This is a genomic window from Mycobacterium colombiense, assembly GCF_001672755.1.
GTDB lineage: Bacteria > Actinomycetota > Actinomycetes > Mycobacteriales > Mycobacteriaceae > Mycobacterium > Mycobacterium colombiense_C.
Genome location: NZ_LZKI01000108.1, coordinates 1 through 20,527 on the forward strand (window position 1 = coordinate 1; position 20,527 = coordinate 20,527).

The 20,527-nt window shown below is 68.2% G+C and carries 17 protein-coding genes; 7 read left to right on the forward strand and 10 right to left on the reverse strand.

The window, feature by feature from the left end; all coding sequences use genetic code 11:
- Together A5708_RS14475 and A5708_RS14480 are read right to left on the reverse strand one after the other, a co-directional pair.
- Positions 1–3,688, reverse strand: a 3,688-nt coding sequence (locus A5708_RS14475) for an HAD-IC family P-type ATPase (protein WP_231117915.1), incomplete at its 3' end; no start/stop codon positions are given.
- A 160-nt stretch (positions 3,689–3,848) separates the two neighbouring features.
- On the reverse strand, positions 3,849–4,805 hold the full coding sequence (locus A5708_RS14480; protein WP_065029286.1) for a sigma-70 family RNA polymerase sigma factor: 957 nt from the start codon (positions 4,803–4,805) through the stop codon (positions 3,849–3,851).
- Between the two features lie 158 nt (positions 4,806–4,963).
- Between A5708_RS14480 and A5708_RS14485 the strand changes: the two genes are divergently transcribed.
- Both A5708_RS14485 and A5708_RS14490 read left to right on the forward strand, forming a co-directional pair.
- Positions 4,964–5,734, forward strand: a complete 771-nt coding sequence (locus A5708_RS14485) for an SDR family oxidoreductase (protein WP_065029287.1) — start codon at positions 4,964–4,966, stop codon at positions 5,732–5,734.
- Between the two features lie 27 nt (positions 5,735–5,761).
- Positions 5,762–6,499 carry a DUF899 domain-containing protein gene (locus A5708_RS14490; protein WP_065029288.1) on the forward strand — a complete coding sequence of 246 codons (738 nt, stop codon included), beginning with the start codon at positions 5,762–5,764 and terminating at the stop codon, positions 6,497–6,499.
- A gap of 99 nt (positions 6,500–6,598) precedes the next feature.
- On the opposite strand, the gene A5708_RS14495 is transcribed toward A5708_RS14490, so the two are convergent.
- A complete protein-coding gene (locus A5708_RS14495; RefSeq protein WP_007769504.1) occupies positions 6,599–6,823 on the reverse strand; it encodes a hypothetical protein in 225 nt (74 codons plus the stop codon).
- A gap of 43 nt (positions 6,824–6,866) precedes the next feature.
- Positions 6,867–7,238: a nuclear transport factor 2 family protein gene (locus tag A5708_RS14500; RefSeq protein ID WP_065029289.1), complete on the reverse strand. Its 372-nt coding sequence runs from the start codon at positions 7,236–7,238 to the stop codon at positions 6,867–6,869.
- 63 nt (positions 7,239–7,301) lie between these two features.
- On the opposite strand from A5708_RS14500, the gene A5708_RS14505 reads away from it, so the two are divergent.
- A complete protein-coding gene (locus A5708_RS14505; RefSeq protein WP_065029290.1) occupies positions 7,302–7,763 on the forward strand; it encodes an SRPBCC family protein in 462 nt (153 codons plus the stop codon).
- Positions 7,764–7,784: 21 nt separating this feature from the next.
- Here the strand turns inward: A5708_RS14505 and A5708_RS14510 are convergent, their stop codons facing one another.
- From A5708_RS14510 to A5708_RS14535, 6 genes are read right to left on the reverse strand one after another with little or no spacing between them, the layout of a single operon-like run.
- Positions 7,785–8,945 carry an NDMA-dependent alcohol dehydrogenase gene (locus tag A5708_RS14510; RefSeq protein ID WP_269199395.1) on the reverse strand — a complete coding sequence of 387 codons (1,161 nt, stop codon included), beginning with the start codon at positions 8,943–8,945 and terminating at the stop codon, positions 7,785–7,787.
- A 48-nt stretch (positions 8,946–8,993) separates the two neighbouring features.
- Positions 8,994–10,466, reverse strand: a complete 1,473-nt coding sequence (locus A5708_RS14515) for an acyl-CoA synthetase (RefSeq protein WP_196772642.1) — start codon at positions 10,464–10,466, stop codon at positions 8,994–8,996.
- A complete protein-coding gene (locus A5708_RS14520; RefSeq protein WP_065029293.1) occupies positions 10,463–11,245 on the reverse strand; it encodes an SDR family NAD(P)-dependent oxidoreductase in 783 nt (260 codons plus the stop codon). The genes A5708_RS14515 and A5708_RS14520 overlap by 4 nt, the downstream gene beginning before the upstream one ends.
- A 2-nt stretch (positions 11,246–11,247) precedes the next feature.
- Entirely contained in the window at positions 11,248–12,885 is a 1,638-nt protein-coding gene (locus A5708_RS14525) for an AMP-binding protein (RefSeq protein WP_065029294.1), read from the reverse strand.
- Between the two features lie 21 nt (positions 12,886–12,906).
- On the reverse strand, positions 12,907–13,647 hold the full coding sequence (locus tag A5708_RS14530) for a GntR family transcriptional regulator (protein ID WP_065029295.1): 741 nt from the start codon (positions 13,645–13,647) through the stop codon (positions 12,907–12,909).
- Positions 13,647–15,269 (reverse strand): SMP-30/gluconolactonase/LRE family protein, encoded by a 1,623-nt coding sequence (locus A5708_RS14535; protein ID WP_065029296.1) that lies wholly within the window; start codon positions 15,267–15,269, stop codon positions 13,647–13,649. Before A5708_RS14535 ends, A5708_RS14530 begins: the two co-directional genes overlap by 1 nt.
- A gap of 218 nt (positions 15,270–15,487) precedes the next feature.
- Here A5708_RS14535 and A5708_RS14540 point away from each other — a divergent pair, with 218 nt between their 5' ends.
- The 4 genes from A5708_RS14540 to A5708_RS14555 are packed head-to-tail and all read left to right on the forward strand — an operon-like array spanning position 15,488 to position 20,524.
- Complete coding sequence (locus tag A5708_RS14540; RefSeq protein WP_065029297.1) at positions 15,488–16,342, forward strand: SDR family NAD(P)-dependent oxidoreductase; 855 nt, start codon at positions 15,488–15,490, stop codon at positions 16,340–16,342.
- Positions 16,342–17,727 carry an aromatic ring-hydroxylating oxygenase subunit alpha gene (locus tag A5708_RS14545; RefSeq protein WP_065029298.1) on the forward strand — a complete coding sequence of 462 codons (1,386 nt, stop codon included), beginning with the start codon at positions 16,342–16,344 and terminating at the stop codon, positions 17,725–17,727. The genes A5708_RS14540 and A5708_RS14545 overlap by 1 nt, the downstream gene beginning before the upstream one ends.
- 5 nt (positions 17,728–17,732) lie before the next feature.
- On the forward strand, positions 17,733–19,592 hold the full coding sequence (locus tag A5708_RS14550; RefSeq protein WP_065029299.1) for a flavin-containing monooxygenase: 1,860 nt from the start codon (positions 17,733–17,735) through the stop codon (positions 19,590–19,592).
- Positions 19,589–20,524, forward strand: coding sequence for an SDR family NAD(P)-dependent oxidoreductase (locus A5708_RS14555; RefSeq protein ID WP_065029300.1), 936 nt, complete (start codon positions 19,589–19,591; stop codon positions 20,522–20,524). Before A5708_RS14550 ends, A5708_RS14555 begins: the two co-directional genes overlap by 4 nt.
- The last annotated feature ends 3 nt before the right edge of the window (positions 20,525–20,527 follow it).

A 20,527-nucleotide genomic window follows, 5' to 3' on the forward strand; every position in this document is an offset into this window, starting at 1 on the left:
GCCACGACAACGGCCACCCCGCGGACACGCCGGTGCTGGTGCTCAAGGGGGCACCCGAGGTCATCCTGCCGCGCTGCAAGTTCGCCGACCCGAAAGCCGACCAGGAGCGGGCCGAGGCGGTGGTGCACGGCCTGGCCGAACAGGGCCTGCGTGTGCTCGCCGTGGCGCAGCGCGGCAGGATGACCTCGGGTGCCCCCTTGAGCACCAGCACCGGCGTGTCCGCGGGGTGGCCGTTGTCGTGGCCCACGGTGCCGATCGCGGCGGCGAAGCCGCGGCTGGACTCGAACGGTACCTCGGCGACCATCTTCCAGTCCGAATCACTTTGACCGTTCAGCGAACTCGCCGCGGTGAGGATCGCCTCGTCGGTGGCGTGCGCGTGCCCCTGGCCTTCCTGCGGCTGAGCGGACGCGCGCGCGGCGGCCCGCAGCAGGCCGGCCGATTCCGGGGCGGTCAGTTTCGGGAAGGGCTCGTGCGGGTCGACGTCCTCGGGCACCGCGCACACCACGCGCAGCCGGTTCTCGGTGAGCGTGCCGGTCTTGTCGAAGCAGATGGTGTCGACGCGGCCCAGCGCCTCGATGGTGCGCGGTGCGCGGACCAGGGCGCCGCGCGCCGTCAGCCGCTGGGCGGCCGAGAGCTGGGAGAGGGTGGCCACCAGCGGCAGCCCCTCGGGGACCGCGGCCACCGCGATCGCGACGCCGTCGGCCACCGCCTGGCGCAGCGTCGCCCGGCGCAGCAGCGCCAACGCCGACACCGTTGCACCGCCGGCGAGCGTCAGCGGCAGCACCTTGCTGGTCAGTTCCCGCAGCCGGGCTTGAATGCCGGCCGACGTTTCGACATCGGCGACCGCCGAGATCGCGCGGTGCGCGGCGGTGCCGACGCCGGTGGCCACGACGATCCCCCGGGCTCGTCCCGCGACGATGGTGCTGCCCTCGAACAGCATGCTGGCGCGGTCGGGGTCGTTGACCGCGACTGGGTCCTCCTGCTTGTCCACCGGGAGCGACTCGCCGGTGAGGAGGGACTCGTCGACTTCGAGGTCTTCGGCCACCAGCACGCGGGCGTCGGCCGGCACCACTTCAGGTGCGGTCAGGTCGATGACGTCGCCGGGCCGCAGGGACTTGGCTGACACCGTGACTGTGCGGGTGGCGTGGCGCGCGGCTTCCAACCGGCGTTTGGTCGTCGCGACACCCGGAACGACGACCCGGCGCACCAACTGATCCTGCTCGGCGAACAGCTCGGCGGCCGCGGCCTCGGCCCGTAACCGTTGCGCCCCACCGGTTATCGCGTTGACGGTCATGACGCCGGCGACCAGCAGCGCGTCGATGTTGCTGCCGACGATCGCCGACGCCGCGGCCCCGACCGCCAGGATCGGGGTCAGTGGGTCGGCGAGTTCGGCCCGCGTGGCGGACGCCAGCCTGGCCGCGTTGTGCAGCGGACCGCGCAGCGGCGCCAACGCCGGGCTGTACGACAGGTCGTCGAGACGGCGCCGCCACGACGACTCGGTTTCGACGGCCAGGGGCCGGGAACCGCCGGCCAGCCGCGAGTAGACGATCTCGGGATCCAACGCATGCCAGGCGGTGAGCGGTTGGGGGGTGGGGTCGGGCAGGCGCAGCACCCGGGTCGCTGACAGGGTTCCCGCCAACAAGGCAGTGGCCGCGGCCGCGTTGACCGGGTTGAGCCAGCGCCGAAAGCTCACCGGGGTGGTGCTCGCCTCGTCCTCGCCGGTGACGAGCAGCAGCCCGGCCAGCGTGGTCCCGCCCTGGGCCAGGTGCACCGCCGACTCGCTGGCCGACCGGGCCACCGGGATCGCCGACAGGATGCGCACCGCGTCGGCCAGATCGGTGCCCGTGATGATGTCCGCGGTCCACGCCGTCGCGGCACGCGGATCATCAAGGGCCACACCGATGTCGGCGATCGCGAGCGCGGCCAGGGTGTCTGTCGAGGCGAAATCCCGATGCAGCGCGGTGATCAGCAGCACGGGCCCGCGATCGGCACGCAGCTCCCGGACCACGTTCAGCAGCGGCGTGCCGGGCGGATGCGTGGTACCGACGCTGGCGGTGAGATCCTCGGTGCCCGCGACATGACGCAGCACCACTCGCGCACCGGTGCGGTTCGCGGTCTGGAACAACGGAATCGCGTAGGGGTCGACCTCCCAGCCCACGTCGACACTGCCGACGCATTCGCCGTCGACGATCAGGTCGGCGCGCTCCAGCCCCTGCGCGGGCGTCGCCGACGACCCTTGGGTCCGAACCCATTTCAGTCGCGCACCGGTGGCGGGCAACTCATCCGGGTCGGGCTCGGGCGCCTCCTCGCCGTGCAGCAGCGCGTCGGCCACCTCATAGACGCGGTCGTCGTCCCAGCCGGGAGCATCGCCACGGACATGCAGGACCGCGCGATGATCGCCGCGCAGCGCGGCGCCGTCGATGACGACCACCTTCACCCGGTCCAGGCGGCGCAGGGCGCCCGGGTCGAGCACCAGTTGCCCGGAATTGGCTAGCCCGCGGCCCAGAATCGCGGCGAACGCCTGGCGACCCATGTGCGCGGCGCGGGGCACCCCGGCCTCGATGGCGGCAGCCGCGTCCTCGGTGCCGCCGCCGGCGACCAGCGCGCTGACCGCGGCGATCAGCGAGCCGTTGGCCGCCGAATCGACATAGCTTTCCACCGGCCCGGCCATCGAGCCTTTGGCCTTGTCCATCGCGGCGTCGATCGTTCCGCCGACCACGACGTGGGAGGCCTCGCCGGCCGCCGCCGCGGCCCAGCTGTGCCGGGGCACCTCCGACTTGGCCGAGGAAATGACCGGGACCACCGCAGCCTGCGGCCGGTCGGGGGAGGCCAGCTGCGGCTCGCGGTCGCGCCACACGCGCCGATGCGCCGACGCCTCGGAGACCTGCAGGGTGCGTTGCGTCAGGTCGAGCATCGGGGTGCCGAACGACTGGGTCAGGCCGTGGGCGGCCGCCGTCGTCGCGGCCAGCGCGATGTCGGTGCCCACCCGACCCAGCCGGGCCTCCAGGATCGAGACCATGCGCGGTTGATGATTGGTCAGCGCGGCCGCGGCGCGGGTGGTCTGCGGCGCGGCGGGCAGCCGGGTCACCCAACCGGTGACCGCCGCCCCCATCGCGACGAGATCCATTGCCGCCGCGGTGAGCGGCACCAGAATCGCCAGCGGGTTGCCCGGATCGGCGAACGGCGCGGAAGGCAGTTGCGGCTCCGACTTCGACCAGGTGATGTCGGCAGCGATCGAGGACACCGTCGCGCGCACCTCGTCCAGGACAGCGCCGTCGTCCGCGTCGTCGGTGAATTCGACCACCAACCGCCCCAGCGAGCCCTCGACATGAGCCTTGGTCACGCCGGGAATCCGGCGAACCGGCTCCTCGACGACCGCCGCGTACTCGTCCCACCGCGGGAACGGCAGCAGCGGGTCGAGGTCCAGATGCACGCGGTGCCCGCTCTGCCAGCGCACCGGGGGCAAGGTGCGAGCCGGCGAGCCGTTGGAGGCGCCGCCCAACCCGATGGCGCGGCCCGTAGTTTCAGCCACCGACTGAACCACCGGACCGGCCAACTCCGCGACCGGACTGGTCAACGTCTGCAGCGCGCCGGCGGCCCCGGCCGCGGTGGACACACCGGCCCGCACGACTTGCGCGGCTCCGCCAGCCACACCAGCGACGACGCTGGAAACGCCGGGAATCTTCACTCGTCACCCTTCAACTTCGTCTACCGCGCCTAATGATCCTGGCGTGTGGAGTACCTGTCCACACGTGGGCGGGAAGGTAAAACCGTGCGACGACACCGATGACGATGCAGGTCGGGCCTCCCTTAGAGAGCAAGGGTGCGATTACGTCCCTGCACCAAGGTTACCGGGTTGGCGACAAACCAAACGTGCTGAACAAGCCGGGGTCGAGGAAGACGGTGATGGCGGCGACGCCGGTAGCGCCGGTGGTCAGCACGTGAATGGAATGGGCGCGCATCACCCCGTCGGCGCTGCGCCGGTACTCGGCAACGGCGGGTTGGGAATTCGCGGCCGTCGGGACCATCACAATGTCGCCGGGCTCGGCCAGGGCGCGTCCGGCAAGGAACCGCAGCACGGCGTCCCGGCCGGTGAACCACACTGGCATCGGCGGCATTTCGAGTTTGACGTCGGCTTGCAGCAGCGCCGTCAAGGCGGCCATGTCCGCGTTTTCGAATGCCGCGCAGTACCGGTCGAGCAATTCGCGACGCTGCGCATCGCCGGGCTCGGACATGCTCTCCGCGTTGGGGGACAGTTCGGCGAGGTGGGCGCGGGCGCGCTGCAGCGAACTGTTGACCGCGGCGGGCGTGGTTTCGAGCAGTTCGGCGACCTCGGCGGCGCTGAACTGCACGACATCGCGCAGGATCAACACCGCGCGCTGCCGCGCCGGAAGCTCCTGAAGGGCCGTCATCACAGCCAGCCGCACGCTCTGCTTGGTGGCGAGGTCGTCTTCGGGGCTCTTGAACATCAGCGCGTCGGGAATGGGCTCCAGCCAGGCGTGCGCGCCGCCCTTCGCGTCGAGATCCGCATCCGGGTCGATCGAGCCGTCCCCCACACCCATCGGCAGCACGCGGCGGGCGCGGTTCTCCAGCGCCCGCAGGCAGGCGGTCGTCGCGATCCGATACAGCCACGTCTTCAACGCCGCGCGTTCCTCGAATGCCGGATAGCCACGCCAGCCCCGCAGATAGGTCTCCTGGACCAGGTCCTCGGCGTCGTGCACCGAGCCCAGCATGCGGTAGCAATGCGCGATCAGCTCGGCCCGAAAGGGCGCCGCCTGCTCGACGAAATCCTCCTGCGCCGGCACGACCCACTCCTTTCGGCTGCGAGGGAACCTACTCCCTTAGAGACATCCCGCCCCCGAAACTCATCGGTCCGCGGGCGATGAATCCAGATGTCGCGTCGTATCTGAATTGGTGAAGGCGCGGCCACGGCCGCGGACCACGTCAGAGAGCGAGGACGACCATGAACCAGCCCAGCACCACCCGCGCCGACGGGCTCGCCGGCACCACCGCGATCGTGACCGGAGCCGGCCGCGGATTCGGCCGTGCCATCGCCGCCGCGTTGGCGGCCGCCGGTGTGCACGTCGTCGGCGTGGCACGCACCCGATCGCAGCTCGAGGAGGTACGCACCGAGCTCGGCGACGTCTTCACGCCGGTGGTTGCCGACGCCGCCGATCCGGCGACGGCCGAACGGCTGATCGACGAGTACCGGCCGCGCACGCTGGTGTTGTGCGCCGGCGCGACGCCGCCGATGATGCCGCTACAGGAACAGACCTGGGAGACGTTCAGCGAGAACTGGAACTCCGACGTCGCGCAGGCGTTCCACTGGGCTCGCCGGGCGCTGTCGCGCCCGCTGGCGCCGGGCAGCTCGGTGATCGTGATGTCCAGCGGCGCCGCGCTGAACGGGTCGCCGCTGTCGGGCGGCTATGCGGGTGCGAAGGCGACCGTCAGGTTCATCACCAGCTATGCCGCCGTCGAGGCGCAGCGCGCGGGGCTCGGGATCGGGTTCACCGCCGTGCTGCCGCGGTTGACGCCGGCCACCGCTCTGGGGGCGGCCGCCGTTGCGGCCTACGCCAACCGCCAAGGCGTCGATGTCGACTCCTTCGTGCAGGCAAGCGGGCCGGCGCTCAGCGCCGAGCAGGTGGGCAAGTCGGTGCTCGAGATCGCCACTGGCGAGGCCGCCGGCCGGGACGCCTACCTGCTCACCTCCGCGGGCCTCTCGCCGCTGGCCTGAACATCCGCGACCGAAAGGCACACAACGATGAACACACCGCCGATCGTGTCCGCCCAGCAGTGGGCGAGCGCGCACCAGCAATTGCTGGCGCAGGAGAAGGAACTCACCCGGGCCCATGACGCGCTCGCGGCCATGCGGCGCCGGATGCCGTGGACGGCCGTGGACAAGCGGTACGAGTTCGACGGACCCGAGGGCACGGTCGACCTGTTGGGTCTGTTCCAGGGCAGGCGCCAGCTCGTCGTCTATCGCGCCTTCTACGGACCCGACATCGACGGCTGGCCCGACCACGCGTGCCGGGGCTGCTCGATGATCGCCGATCATGTCGGCAACCTGGCCCACCTGAACGCCCGCGACACCACGCTGGTGTTCGCCTCGCGCGCGCCACAGGCCGACATCGAGCGTCTCAAGGCGCGGATGGACTGGAGGATGCCCTGGTACACGATCACCGATGACTTCGACACCGAGTTCGGGGTGGACGAATGGCACGGCACCAACGCCTTCATCCACGACGGCGACCGGGTGTTCCGCACCTACTTCATCAACAACCGCGGCGACGAGGCGCTCGGAACCACGTGGAGCTTCCTCGACATGACCGCGTTGGGCCGCCAGGAAAACTGGGAGGACTCGCCGCCGGGCTACCCGCAGACCGCTCCCTACGAGTGGTGGGACTGGCACGACGCGTACGGCGAGCACGAGCCGTCACGCTGGTTCGGTGAGCCCGACCCGAACGATCCCAACGACATCCGGCCGCCGCGCGAGAACTGAAGGGCGTCAACCGAATTGCACGGAATTTGGCCGGAAAACACGAATGCGCGGTAGCCGTCGGGCGGCTACTCGCGCATTATTCAAGGCGACCGGATCTCGTCAGAGAATTCGGTGGTGCGCCCTGTCGACCTGGTACCCGGCCGGGAATGACTTCTCGATGACCTGCAGGTGGTGGTCCACCCTGGACTCCAGTTCGAGAACCACACAGCTATCGCCGAGCGCTTTCGATTCGAGAACTATGTACCGCTGACCACAATCGGTGATCGGGTCGCCCGAGTGCAATTTCTCGACCGGCACCGACTCCGGAGTCGCATCTGCCTCCATCCATGACACGTTAGGTCAATTCCGTGGGGGAGGGAATAGACCGCTATGCGCCGCCGGCGGGTCGTTGCTTGAAAAACACACTGACGTGAGAGATCAATCCGTCGTTGTCTCGCTCGAACAGAATGCATTCGGGCCACGTCGTCGCGACGCCGTCGATCTCGAATGTCTCGGACAGTTCGGCATAGGACACCCGGTTGTCCACGTGCGAGACCCGCCGCACGTACAACCGATGGCCCTCCAGCTCGGTGCACACCTTGCGCAGAAAGGCGACGTAGCGCGCCTTGCCGTCGACCACGTCGCAGAACGGCCCCTCCCGGGTCAGGCCTTCCTCGGCGATGGTGTCGGCCAGTCCGTGCCAGTCGTGAGCGGCCAGGCATTCCAGGTAGCGCTCGACCACTTGACCTTGGGCGCCCATGTTTTCTCCCTCGTTCGTGGGTCCACGGTAAGCGCGGCGCCCGCGCCGGGCTAGGTTCCTGTTATGAGCTGGTGGACCGTCCACGCCGACCGGACGCTGTCTGAACAGGTGCCCGCGCCGCCCGGCGCCGTCCGCGACTTCTACGTGGACCTGACCAACATCAAGCTGGTGCACCCGCTGATCGTGTCCGTGGAAACGGTGTCCCGCAGCGACATTCCGGACGGCTACCAGCAGACCTATCGCGTGGTCGACCGAATTCCGCTGGGGCCGTTGACCATACGAACCGTCTATCGGGCCCGGCTGCGGGTGCCGGTGCGCGGCGACGTTCTGACCGAGGCCGATCAGTCGCCCGGGGTGCGGCTGCGCGGCACGGTGAGTTTCGAGCCCGTCGACGGCGGCACCCGGGTCACCGAGCGGATTTCGATCACCGCTCCGCGCCTACTGGCCGGAGTGACCATCCGCGAAGGGGTCAAGGCGCACGTCAAGATGCTGGCCGGGATTCGGAGTCACTTCGAGTCCGGTTGACCGATCGCGCGAGGACTGGGATCACACGCCGGCGAAATCGATCACGCCGCGAATGTTGCGCCCTTCCCGCAGGTCTGTCATCGCCTCGTTGATCTGGTCGAGCCGGTAGTGGCGGGTGACCAACTCGTCGAGTTTCACCGCGCCGGCCTGGTACATGGACAGCAGCATCGGCACGCTGGTGCGCGGATTCATCCCGCCGTACAGCGCTCCCCGCAGTTGTTTGGCCGACAGGACCATCTCCTGCAGGATCAGCGGAACCACGGGCTCGGTGTAGGGGGTGATGCCGGTGACCACGCAGACCCCTCCCTTGCGAAGCAGCCTCATGGCCAACGGGATCAGCTCCACATGCAGCACGCCGGGGGTGACGATGACGCGGTCGGCCATGACGCCGGCGGTGATGTCGGCCACCAGGGGGATGGCCTCCTCGGCGGCAGCCGCGCTGTGCGTGGCACCGAAGATCTTGGCCGAATCTCGTTTGTATTCAATGGGATCCACGGCAACAACATATTTCGCGCCAGCGGCGCGGGCCCCTTGTAGGGCGTTCATCCCGACGCCACCAGTGCCGATGACGACGACCGTGTCACCGGGCTCGGTGCCCGCGGAGACCGTTGCGGAGCCCCAGCCCGTGCTGACGCCGCACGACACCAGCGAGGCCGCATGGAACGGGATCGCGTCATCGATTTTGATGACGGACCTCTCGGTCAGCACCGCATATTCGGCAAACGTGCCGAGTTGGCCGTAAGCCATGAGGTTTTCGTCGCCGAGATGCCGGCGGCAGGTTCCGTCGGTGGGCATCTCCCTCGAGAACAAACTTGCTCCGGCGTCGCAGATGTAGCTCTGACCGTTCACGCAGAATCGGCAATTACCGCACGCGGGAATGAACGACATCGCCACGTGGTCACCCGGCCGCACCGTCGTCACGCCGGGCCCGACTTCCTCGACGACACCGGCACCCTCGTGACCGCCCAGCATCGGGAACCAGTCCGGCTCGGGGATACCGGTGGAGGCTCGCACCTCGGCCGTCGGCAACACGTCGCCGGTGACAAGGTGGTCATCGGAGTGGCAGATGCCGGCGACGGCCATCCGTACCATGACTTCACCGTCGCGGGGCGGATCGAGGTCAACCTCGCGGATCTCCCAGTCCCTGCCGACCCCTTCAAGCACAGCGGCACGACACTTCATTGCAACCTCCTGATTCCTTGTGGCGTTCGCGGCGCGGCGACGGCCGGTTCACCGGGCCAAGCTGGCCCGTAACTCCCGTTTGAGCACCTTGCCGTAGCTGTTTTTCGGTAGTTCGTCGACGAATTCGTAACGCTTGGGTCGTTTGAAGCGGGCGATGCGCTCCAGCAGATGCGCGTCCAGCGCCGCGGGGTCGACCGTGCCGACAATGAAGGCGACCACGATCTCACCCCACTCGGCGTCGGGGGTGCCCACCACGCACGCCTCTGCGACGCCGGGATGTTCGAGCAGCACCTCCTCCACCTCGCGCGGGTAGATGTTGCTTCCTCCGCTGATGACGACGTCCTTCGACCGGTCGCGCAGCGTGAGAAAGCCGCGCGCGTCGAACGAACCCATGTCGCCGGTGTAGAGCCAGCCGTCCTTGAGTGCGGCGCGGGTGGCTTCGGGGTTGTGCCAATACCCCGACATGACCGCATCTCCGCGGCAAACGATTTCGCCGATCTCGCCCGGCGGCGCCGGGCGGCCGTCGGGGCCCAGCACCGCGACCTCCATCCCCGATCGCGCGTAACCGACCGAACCCAGGATCGCGTCGTCGTCCGATTCGTGATCGGCGAGTCGTAGCCCGGTGATGGTCATCGGTGACTCGCCCTGCCCGTAGATCTGCGCGAAGATCGGGCCGAACGCCATGATCGCCTTGCGCAGGCTTTCGACGTACATGGGTCCGCCGCCGTAGACGATCGTCGTGAGATTGGCCGGACGGGCGCGGCCCGTAGCGACCAGCCGTTGCACCATCGTCGGGGCCAGGAATGCGCTGGCGGCCGGGTGATGCTCGCAGAGGTCCAGGAATTCGTCGGGATCGAATGCACCTGAGGTGGGCAGTATTTGGCGGGCGCCGCGTAGCACGTACGGCAGGATGTAGAGGCCCGAGCCGTGCGACATCGGTGCCGCGTGCACCAGGCTGCAGTTCTCGTCGGGCGCGTCGATGTCGGCCAGGTGCGCGACCGTCATCGCCGTGAGGTTGCGGTGTGTCAGCATTGCGCCCTTCGAGCGGCCGGTGGTGCCGCTGGTGTAGAAGAGCCACGCCAGCGCCGATGAGTCGGTGGCCGGCGGCGCCGACGGGTCAGTTCCAAAACGCTGCGAATAGCCTTCGGAATCAATGATTTCCGTCGGCGTCGCTGTCAGTGGCGTGAGCTCGGCGCCGATGGCCGACGAGGCGAACACCCGTGCCGCTCCCGCGTCGTCGAGGATCTGCGCCATCTCACGTGGGTGCAGCTTGTAGTTCATCGGGACGACGACGCACTCGGCGGCCCAGGTCGCGAACATCAACTCGATGATCTCGGGGCGGTTGTGGGTCGCGATCGCGATCCGCGCGCCGGCATCGTGCTGTTGCCGGATCGATGCGGCCAGGCGTAAGGCCCGGTCGCGCAGTTCAACCCAGGTGCACACGCGCCGTTCCCCGAGATACACGGCGCCGTGATCGGGAAAACGGCTCGCGGCCGCATCGAGCAACGCGAAAAGATTCATCGCTGGATCCACTGCGATTCCAGCGCGAACTCCGAAAGGTACTTCGTCGAACTCCAGCCGCCGTCGACCACGATCGTCTGGCCGTTGATGAAGCTCCCGCCCGGCGAGCACAGGAAGGCGACGGTGCTGGCGATGTCGTCGATGCGGCCCAACCGCTGGTGCGGCGTCATCTCAGTGTTGATCTTGCGGAATCGCTCGTCCTCCAAGCGCTTCTCGACCATCGGCGTGACCGTGACCCCGGGCGCGACGGCGTTGCAGCGGATGCCTGACGCGCCGTACTGGCAGGCGATGTGAGTGGTCAGCGCGGTCAGCCCGCCCTTGGCGGCGGAGTAAGCGCCGCCCCGCAGGCCGCCGACGACCGCGAAGGTCGATGTCACGTTGATGATCGCCGATCCGGGCGCCATGTGCGGCAACACGTCGCGGGCGAGCCGGAACGGCGCCCGTAGCATCAAACCCAGGAAGTAGTCGAGAGTTTCGTCGTCGGTTTCGTGCAGCGGCTTGGGGCTGCCGACGCCGGCGTTGTTGATCAGGAAGTCGATGTGGCCCCACCGGCCGACCGCGAGGTCCACGATGCGGCGCGGCGCGTCATCGTCGGTGAGATCGACGGCGAGCGTCGCGACGCGAGCCGGATCGCCTACTGCGCTTGCCAGTTCGGCCAGTCGCGCCTCATCGCGGCCGGTTCCGACCACGGCCATGCCCATCTCGGCGAGCTTTGTGGCGCACCCCAGGCCGATACCGCTGCTTGCTCCCGTGACGATTGCGACCTGCATCTCACCCATCCTCAGTCTCCGCGCGGCGACCCGCCGCGCCCGGCTTCGTCGCGCTTGCGATCACTGCGTATCAGCGACGCCCGGATCTGATGCTTGAGTATCTTGCCAGCGTCGTTCTTCGGCAGCGCAGCGGCGATCACGACCTGCTCCGGCGCTTTGAATTTGGCGACGCCCTTGCTCACCAGCAGGGCGAGCAGGTTCGCGACATCCGGAGCCTGGCCGCCCGCGGGGACGATCACCGCACAGGCCCGCTCCCCGGTGCGGTCGTCGGGCAGCCCGACGACCGCGATCTCGGCGATGCCGGGGTGGTCGGCGAGCAGGTCCTCGACCTCCTTGGCCGAGATGTTCTCCCCGCTGCGAATGATGACGTCCTTGGCCCGGCCGGTCACGACGAGATACTGGCCATCGACCCAGCGACCCAGATCGCCGGTGCGGAAAAAGCCTGCGGCATCGAAGGAATCGTCGTCGGGATGCCGGTAACCCAGCAGCATCTGCGGACCCCGGACGCAGATCTCCCCGTCGCCGGCGGGCGCGGCCTCGTGGGCGACCAGCTTGATCTCGGCGATTCCCGGCCTGCCGTCGGTGTCCGCCGCGTGATCCGCTTCGTCCAGGTGGGGAGCGCCGACGGTCGCGACCGGCACTTCCGTGCAGCCGTACACCCGGGTGACCGCCGCGCGGTCGAAATATGCTGCGGCGCGGCGGATCAGCGACGGCGACACCGACGCGCCACCGCAGATGAACACCTTCAGGTCGGGCAGGCGGGTGCCGGCGCGCTCGGCGGCCGTCAACAGCTGCTGCAGAAACGGTGTGGCTCCCGCCATGTGAGTACACCGCTCGGCGTTCATCAGCTCGACGGCCTCCGCCGGGTCCCACCGGTCCATCAGCACCGCCGTGGTGCCCAGTAGCAACGGGCATTCGAAGGCGTATATCGAGCCGCCGATATGGGCGACCGGCGACGGCACCAGGAACGTGTCGCCCGGGTCAATCGTCCAGTGGTCGCGGATCTGGCAGATCAGTGCGTGCATCGAATTATGAGTGTGCAGGACGCCTTTCGGACGGCTAGTCGTGCCGGACGTGTACAGCATCATCCGCACGGCGTCGGGATTCAGCGCCGGCAGGGCCTCGTCCTGCGGCGGCAGCTCCAGCAGGGACGCATACGGTGTGTGCGGCCCGGCGTCGCCGCGTAGCACGACCACCTCCGGCGCCCGGTCCATCGCGGCCGTCACGCGTTCCAGCATCGCTGCGTAGTCATGTCCACCGTATTGCCGCGGCACGAAAACCATTGCTGTGCCTGCGTCTTGGAGGATATGGCGCAAGTCGTGGTCGCGCAGCGACGGCAGGATCGGGTTCACCACCATGCCGGCCAGCGTCGCGGCCAGGTAGATGACGGCACTCTCGTGCCAGTTCGGCAGCATGAACGACACGACGCTGCCCGTGGGTATGCGGGCCAACATGGAGCCGGCCAGCGCGCTGGCCTGAGCGTGCAGCGTGGCGCAATCGAGACGAATATCCCTGTCCACCAGTAGAGTTCGGTGTGGAGACTCCGTAACGGCGGTGCGCAGCGCATCGGCCAGCGTCGTGTGCACCCACAACCCCCGCCGGTATGCCTCCGCCGCATGGGCCGCATCCTGGGCGGTCCGGGCCATCACCGCGACCTCATCTCGGGCGGCCTATTCGTCCACGCGACGCATGGTCATCGCGTACCGGAACCTCGACGACAGGTGGGTGTTGATCGTCACCTGGGCCACCTCACCGTCGGAGGTCGTGTAGGTGCGCCGCATCTGTAACGCGGCCGTGCCCGCTTCGACGCCGAGGCCGTTGGCCAGCTCCGGGGACAGCAGGACGGCGGCGATCTCCTGATGCAACTGGGCGACGCTCACGCCGAAGAGGTCCTCGATCAACGGGAATATCGGGCCGGCGTGGCGTTGCAGCAGCCGGCCGACCGCCGCGAAACTCCGGTTGATGTAGTACTCCGTGCGACACAACGGGACCGGCGCGTCATCGGCCTGCCGGTACCCGCGCACCGACAGCCACTGACTGCCGACCTCGAGGCCGGTCCGGGCGGCGAGGTCGTCGTCGATCGTCACCATGGCGTTGGATTCGATGGTCAGCTGCGCGCCGGCCGCGAAAGCCAGCAGGTCGTCGATCGACATCGCGTCCTGGGCATAGGAACTCGACGCAGGACGGGGAACCACCCGGGTGCCCGCGCGCGGCCGGGAGGCCACCAGGTTGTCCTCGCGCAGCCGGCGCAGCGCCTCACGGATGGTGTAGCGGCTCACCGCAAAGCGCTCGCACAGTTGGTGTTCGGTGGGCAACTGCGAACCCACCGGATACACGCCGTCGACGATCTCCTTGCGCAGCGTGCGCGCAATCTGCAGGTAGCGGTGGTCGCCCGCGATCGCCTGGGACATCACGGTCCACCCGGTGCCGGGCGCAACGCCAGCACGCTGCCGTCGCCGTCGGCCGAGATATACAGCGTCCCGTCGGCCGCGGCGGCGATGCCCGCGAACGGGCCCTGCGGTCCGGAGAACGGCGGCATGCCGCGCAGCGGCTTGGGTGTCACGCCCGGCGGGGGACCGACCGGCAGCCCGGCGGCGATCGTCCGCCGCGCGTCGGTGCCCAGATCCACCGCGATCAACTCCTTGGATCCGGCGTCGACGACGTAGAGCGCCCCGCCCCGCACCAGAATGCCTTGCGGGCGTTGCAAATCGGCGACAACGGTGTCGATCTCCGATCCGGTCAGCCTGACCACCCGGCCGGCTCCGGCCTCGGCCACCAGACACGCCCCGTCCGCGTCGATCGCGACACCCACCGGCTCGCGCAACCCGGTCGCCAGCACCTGGACACCACCCGATTGCAGCGACAGCACGCGCCCGGTGCCCAGCTCCGCGAACACCACGCCGCCCGCGCTCGCCGCGACGCCATAGAGCTGGTCGAAACCGTCTGCCAGCACCTCGGTTTCGCTCGCTTCCGGCCGGTAACGGGCGACCTGGCCGCCGGACGTGGTGACCACGAATTCGTCGGGCCCGCTGGCCGTGACGCCGCGCAGGAATCCGGGATAGCCGGGGCTGAACAACATTCCCGCGGTGTGCAGGGACCCGTCGGGCAGCACGGCGTAAAAGTAGGTGCCGTCAGCGATGTAGAGCCGCCCGTCATGGCCCACCGCCAGGTCCAGCGGCCAGTTCAGGCCTCCCGCCAGCACGGATCGCGCTGTGCCGTCCGAGGATATCTCGGTGATCTCGCCGGTGAAGTTCGACACGAACAGCCGGTCGCCGACGAAGGTGCAATTGTCCAGGCCCGGAGTCAGCTGGGCGAGCAGCCGTTGTTCGCCGCTGCGCGGATCGATACGCAGCACCTGACCGCTGGCCACCTGCGTCGACACGATGTGGCCCTGCGCGTCGAACTTGACCGAGTCGGGCACACCGAGATTGCCCGCCACGCACTGCGGTTCGCCGCCGTCGGGGTCGATGCGCCATATCTCGTTGGCGCCCATCACCGGGAAATACAACAGGCCGTCGGGGCCGACCTCCATCGCGTTCGGCGAGGGCACGTTCTCCAAGAGCACCCGCGGCGGTCCGCCCGCCAGGTCGAATTCCAGCAGCCGCCCACCCTCGCGGCATTCACCGATGAACAACCGACCCTGGTGAAAGGTGATGCCGTTGGCCGACGGCACGTCGTCGCGCAGCACTCGCGTCCGACCGCTGGTGTCGCGCACGCTCACCCGGCCGTCCATCACCTCGGTCGCGTACAGGTTGCCGTCGACGTCGAAGGCGACGTCGTCGGGCGCCACGATGTCGCCGCCCTTGGGGCTGGCGGTCGCCAGTTCGCCGGTGCGGTGATCGAGGGCGCTGATCTGACTGCCGGTCACCTGGGCGATGTAGATGCGACCGTCCGGGCCGGTGCGCAGGCCGTTGGCGCCGAACAGCCGGCTGGGGGCGGTGACCCGTTCCAACTCCCAGCCCTCGGCGATGTCGATCGGGTGCGACAGCGCATACCGCGAGGGCAGCGTTGAGATGGCCCGTGAGGTGGACATGCTCGCCGAGGTCCTTCCGTCAGCCGTTTGGGCTGGACGCTATCAACTCCGCCTAGTCCAGACAATAGCCCCCGATGGGCGCCAAACCGACCTTGACAGCGAAGTCCACAGATCGGAATAGTGTTCTCCAAAGGACAGAATGCAATATTTTGTCCGGACAAATAGGAATTGATCCCGCTGCGGACGCGTGACGCGACGGTGGCAGGGGAAAGCAGGTCATGGCCGATCACGAGGAACTTCTAGGGCTCCACGGCCGCGTCGTGGTGGTCTCCGGCGCCGGCGGGGGCGGCATCGGGACGACCGTGACCGCCATGACCGCTCGGGCCGGGGCCACCGTGATCGCGGTGAGCCGGTCGAAGGAAAACCTCGACGAGCACGTCGCTCCGCTGGCACAGCAGGGGCTGCCCGTGGTGCCCGTCGCGGCCGACGCGTCGACCGACGAGGGCATCGCCGCGGTGATCGACCACGCCCGACGCGCCGACGGCGACTTGTACGGGCTGGTCAATGTCGCCGGCGGTGCGGAGCCATCGACGTGGATGCCGTCCACCAGGGTGTCGCGCGGCGACTGGCGCAAGATCTTCGCCGACAATCTCGAAACGGCATTCTTCATGAGCCAGGCCGTCGCGGCCGAACTCGTGGCGCAGCAACGGCCGGGGTCGATCGTGTCGATCTCCTCGATCAGCGGCATGAACACCGCGCCGTTCCACATCGCCTACGGGACGGCCAAGGCCGCGATCACCGCGATGACGCGCACCATGGCCGTCGAGTTGGCGCAGGCGGGAATTCGGGTCAACGCCGTGGCGCCCGGCGTCACCGAGACCGCGGCCTCGCGCACCTACGTCGACGAGGATCCCGATCGCGACCGGCAGGCGATCGCGATGGGCCGTCGCGGGCGGCCCGAGGAACAGGCCGGTGCCATCCTGTTTCTGCTCTCGGAGCTGTCGAGCTACGTCACCGGTCAGACGCTGCTCGTCGACGGCGGCCTGGACCTCAGGTGGACCCACCTCGGCGCCGACAACACCTCGCTGTTCCTCAAAGACGAATCCTTCCGTGCGGCGATTAGGAGGATGTAATGACCGACCTGGCCAAGGGCGCGAAGCCCGAAGCGGCCGAGGAACTCTCGATGCCGATGACGATCGGGGTCGAGGCGTACATCTCCGAGGACTACGCCCGCGCCGAGCGCGACAAGCTGTGGCGCAAGGTCTGGCAGCAGGTCGGCCGCGTCGAGGAGCTGCCCGAGGTCGGCAGTTACCTGACCTACGACATCCTCGACGACTCGATCATCGTGGTGCGCACCGGTGCCAACGAGTCCGGAGGCTTTCGGGCCCACCACAACGTCTGCATGCACCGCGGCCGCCGGCTGATCGACACCCCCGAGGGTGCCAAGAACGCGTGCGGCCGCGCCCGCAAGTCGTTCGTGTGCGGCTTTCACGGCTGGACCTACGGCCTGGACGGCGCGTGCACCCACATCCGCGAACAAGACGACTGGCAGCAGGCGCTGACGCCGGACAACACCCACCTGCGTCCGGTCAAGGTTGACACCTGGGGTGGCTGGCTGTGGATCAACATGGATCCCGACTGCGAGCCGCTGGCCGACTACCTGTTTCCCGCCGCGAAGATCCTCGATCCCTTCGGCCTGGAAAACATGCGCTACAAGTGGCGCAAATGGCTGTCGTTCGACTGCAACTGGAAAGTCGCGATGGAGGCCTTCAACGAGACCTACCACGTCTTCACCACCCACCCGGAGTTCAACAAGTTCGGCGAGTTCAAGGGCTGGGCCAAGGCGCAGGGCAAACACAGCAACATCGGCTACGACGCCCCGGACGATCTCGCGGCGACCAAGTCCAAGATCCGCCTCGGCACCGGTGCCGATCCCCGGGTTTCGACCGCGGAGATGCAGATCTACACGATGGAGGAAACCAACACCTCCACCACCGAGACGCTGGTTAACGCCGCCAAACGCTTGGTCGACGAATTGCCCGCGGACACACCCGCCGACAAGGTTCTCGAGCACTGGCTGGCGTCGGCGCGCCGCGACGACGAGGCCCGCGGCGTGATCTGGCCGACCATTCCGTCCGACGTTCTGGGACAGGCGGGAACCGCGTGGCAGATCTTCCCGAACTTCCAGATCGGTCAGGGCCTGACGGTTGCGCTGTGCTACAGCGCGCGACCGCATCCCAGTTACAACCCGGACAAGTGCATTTTCGAGGTGTCGGTCTTCGAGCTCTATCCGAAAGGCGCTGAGCCCCAGACGGAGTGGGAGTACACGCCGGTCGGCGATCCCCGGTGGCGCTCGGTGCTGCCGCAGGACTTCTCCAACATGGCCGCGGTGCAGCAGGGCATGAAGTCGCTCGGCTTCCCGGGCACCAGGCCCAACCCCTACCGCGAACGCAGCACCGTCAATCTGCACTACCAGTTGTCGAAATACATGGGCACCGGCGAACCACAGGAGCTTTGAGATAGATGACCACCGCTGACACGCCCTGCGGACCCACCGACGTACCGCAGGACGTCGACATCGACGCGATGCGGGCCCGCTACGCCCAGGAGCGGGAGAAGCGCCTGCGCAAGGACGGCGGCGCGCAGTACCTCGAACTCGACGGTGACCTGGCCGACCTCTACGAGGTGGACCCGTACACGCCGGTGGCCGACCGCGACCCGATCCACGATGACATCGAGGTGGTCGTCCTCGGCGGCGGATTCGCCGGATTGTTGTCGGGCGCCTACCTGAAAAAGGCCGGCGTGCAAGATGTTCGGATCATCGACATGGCCGGGGACTTCGGCGGAGTGTGGTACTGGAACCGCTTCCCGGGCATCCAGTGCGACAACGACGCCTACTGCTACATCCCGATGCTCGAGGAACTCGGCTTCGTGCCGAGCAAGAAGTTCGCCGACGGCGCCGAGATCTTCGCGCACTGCCAGGCCATGGGCAAGCACTTCGACCTCTACGACGGCGCGATCTTCTCGACGCAGGTCGAGATCATGCGCTGGGACGAGGACAGCAAGCGCTGGCGGCTGATCACCAACCGCGGCGACGACATTCGCGCGCGGTTCGTGGTGATGGCGCAGGGCTCGTACAACAAGCCAAAGCTGCCCGGCATCCCCGGTATCAAGGAGTATCTGGACGCCGGCGGCCACGCGTTCCATTCCGCGCGCTGGGACTACGACTACACCGGCGGCGACTCGACAGGCGGCCTGCACAAGCTGGCCGACAAGCGGGTCGCGCTCGTCGGCACGGGCGCCACCGGCGTACAGCTGGTTCCGCATCTCGGCCGGGATGCCAAACAGCTGTTCGTGTTCCAGCGCACCCCGTCGTCGGTGGACATGCGCGCCAACACGCCCACCGACCCGGCCTGGGCGGCGGCCCTGCGGCCCGGTTGGCAGGAGGAGCGCAAGCGCAACTTCCACAACTGGTCACCGTTTGTCGGGGTGGTTTTCGGCGAACCGGATCTGGTGTGCGACTTCTGGACCGAATTGGGCCGCAACATGACCGCCCGGATCGCCGCCAGCCCGGATCCCGCCTCGCTGGGAGTCGAGGAGATCATGGCGATACGGGAGGAGGAGGACTACAAGATCATGGAGCGGCTGCGGCGCCGCGTGGCCGCACTGGTCGACGACCCCGACACCGCCGAGGCGCTCAAGCCGTACTACCGCTTCATGTGCAAGCGGCCGTGTTCGAGCGAGACGTACCTGCCTGCGTTCAACCTGCCCAACGTGACGCTGGTGGACGTGTCGGAATCCAAGGGCGTGGAACGCCTGACGGAGAAGGGCATTGTCGCCAACGGCGTTGAGTACGAGGTCGATTGCGTCGTATTCGCCAGCGGGTTCGAGATCTCCACGGAGATCAGTCGCCGCTTCGCGGTCGACGTCATCGAGGGCCGAGACGGGCTGTCGCTGTTCGACTACTGGCACGACAGGTACCAGACGCTGCACGGCATGACCACCCGCGGATTCCCCAACCAGTTCTTCACCGGCTTCATCCAGGGCGGCGTCTCGGCCAACACCACCGCGATGTTCGAGCAGCAGGCCGAGCACATCGCCTACATCATCGCCGAGGCGCAGAAACGCGGCGCGACCACCGTCGAACCCAGCCGGGAGGGCCAGGACGGCTGGGTCAGGACGGTCGCCGAACTCGCGATCGACAACTCGGCATTCGAGATGTCCTGCACCCCTGGCTATTACAACAACGAGGGGCAGGGTGGCGCCAAAGACAACGGTGCGTTCCTCGGCGACTTCTACTCGCCGGGCTTCTACGCTTTCGGTGACCTGCTCGCCGAGTGGCGCGCCAGGGGCGACCTGGAAGGTCTGGTCTTGGACGCATGACGGTCGCAAGGTTTGACGACCGCGTCGCCGTGGTGACCGGAGCCGGCCGCGGGCTCGGCCGCTCCTACGCCATGCTCTTGGCCTCGCGCGGGGCCAAGGTGGTGGTCAACGACGCCGGCGGCAACCTTCACGGTGACGGGGCCGACGACGGGCCGGCCGAGCAGGTGGTCGCCGAGATCACCGCGGCCGGGGGAGAGGCGGTCGCATGCAGCGCCTCGGTGGCCACCCGCGAAGGCGGGCAGGAAATCATCCAGACGGCGGTCGACTACTTCGGCGGCATCGACATCCTGATTCACAACGCCGGCAACGTCCGCCGCGGCTCGCTCAAGGAGATGAGCTACGAGGATTTCGACGCCGTGCTCGATGTGCATCTGCGTGGCGCCTTCCACGTGGTGCGGCCGGCCTTTCCGCTGATGTGCGAGGCGGGCTATGGGCGCATCGTGCTGACGTCGTCGATCGGCGGCCTGTACGGAAACCACAACGTGGCCAACTACGCGGCCGCCAAGGCGGGCGTGATCGGCTTGTCCAATGTCGTCGCGCTCGAAGGCGCCGCTGAGGGCGTGCGATGCAACGCGATCGTGCCGGCCGCGGTGACGCGGATGGCCGAAGGCATCGATACCTCGGCCTACCCGCCGATGGGCGCGGAGCTCGTCGCGCCGGTCGTGGGCTGGCTCGCGCACGAAACCTGTTCGGTGACCGGCGAATTGTTCATCGCGCTGGCGGGTCGCGTGGCGCGGGCGGTCATCGTGGAGAGCCCGGGGGTGAGCCGGCCGTCGTGGACCATCGAGGAGGTCGGCAGCCACCTGGATGCGATTCGGTACGTCGAGGCGCCGCTCATCTTTCCGGTCGTCCCGGACGGACACAACGAGCACATCCGCTACAGCTTCGAACTGGCTCACCGCTCAACCGATCAAGGAGCGCTCAATGGCTAGCTC

Bases quoted from the DNA above. Each gene is read 5' to 3' on its own strand.
- A5708_RS14515 (WP_196772642.1), bottom strand. From the start codon at position 10,466: ATGAATCTTTTCGCGTTGCTCGATGCGGCCGCGAGCCGTTTTCCCGAT.
- A5708_RS14545 (WP_065029298.1), top strand. From the start codon at position 16,342: ATGACCGACCTGGCCAAGGGCGCGAAGCCCGAAGCGGCCGAGGAACTC.
- A5708_RS14510 (WP_269199395.1), bottom strand. From the start codon at position 8,945: ATGAAGTGTCGTGCCGCTGTGCTTGAAGGGGTCGGCAGGGACTGGGAG.
- A5708_RS14490 (WP_065029288.1), top strand. From the start codon at position 5,762: ATGAACACACCGCCGATCGTGTCCGCCCAGCAGTGGGCGAGCGCGCAC.
- A5708_RS14550 (WP_065029299.1), top strand. From the start codon at position 17,733: ATGACCACCGCTGACACGCCCTGCGGACCCACCGACGTACCGCAGGAC.
- A5708_RS14540 (WP_065029297.1), top strand. From the start codon at position 15,488: ATGGCCGATCACGAGGAACTTCTAGGGCTCCACGGCCGCGTCGTGGTG.
- A5708_RS14535 (WP_065029296.1), bottom strand. From the start codon at position 15,269: ATGTCCACCTCACGGGCCATCTCAACGCTGCCCTCGCGGTATGCGCTG.
- A5708_RS14530 (WP_065029295.1), bottom strand. From the start codon at position 13,647: ATGTCCCAGGCGATCGCGGGCGACCACCGCTACCTGCAGATTGCGCGC.
- A5708_RS14505 (WP_065029290.1), top strand. From the start codon at position 7,302: ATGAGCTGGTGGACCGTCCACGCCGACCGGACGCTGTCTGAACAGGTG.
- A5708_RS14500 (WP_065029289.1), bottom strand. From the start codon at position 7,238: ATGGGCGCCCAAGGTCAAGTGGTCGAGCGCTACCTGGAATGCCTGGCC.
- A5708_RS14520 (WP_065029293.1), bottom strand. From the start codon at position 11,245: ATGGGTGAGATGCAGGTCGCAATCGTCACGGGAGCAAGCAGCGGTATC.
- A5708_RS14555 (WP_065029300.1), top strand. From the start codon at position 19,589: ATGACGGTCGCAAGGTTTGACGACCGCGTCGCCGTGGTGACCGGAGCC.
- A5708_RS14495 (WP_007769504.1), bottom strand. From the start codon at position 6,823: ATGGAGGCAGATGCGACTCCGGAGTCGGTGCCGGTCGAGAAATTGCAC.
- A5708_RS14485 (WP_065029287.1), top strand. From the start codon at position 4,964: ATGAACCAGCCCAGCACCACCCGCGCCGACGGGCTCGCCGGCACCACC.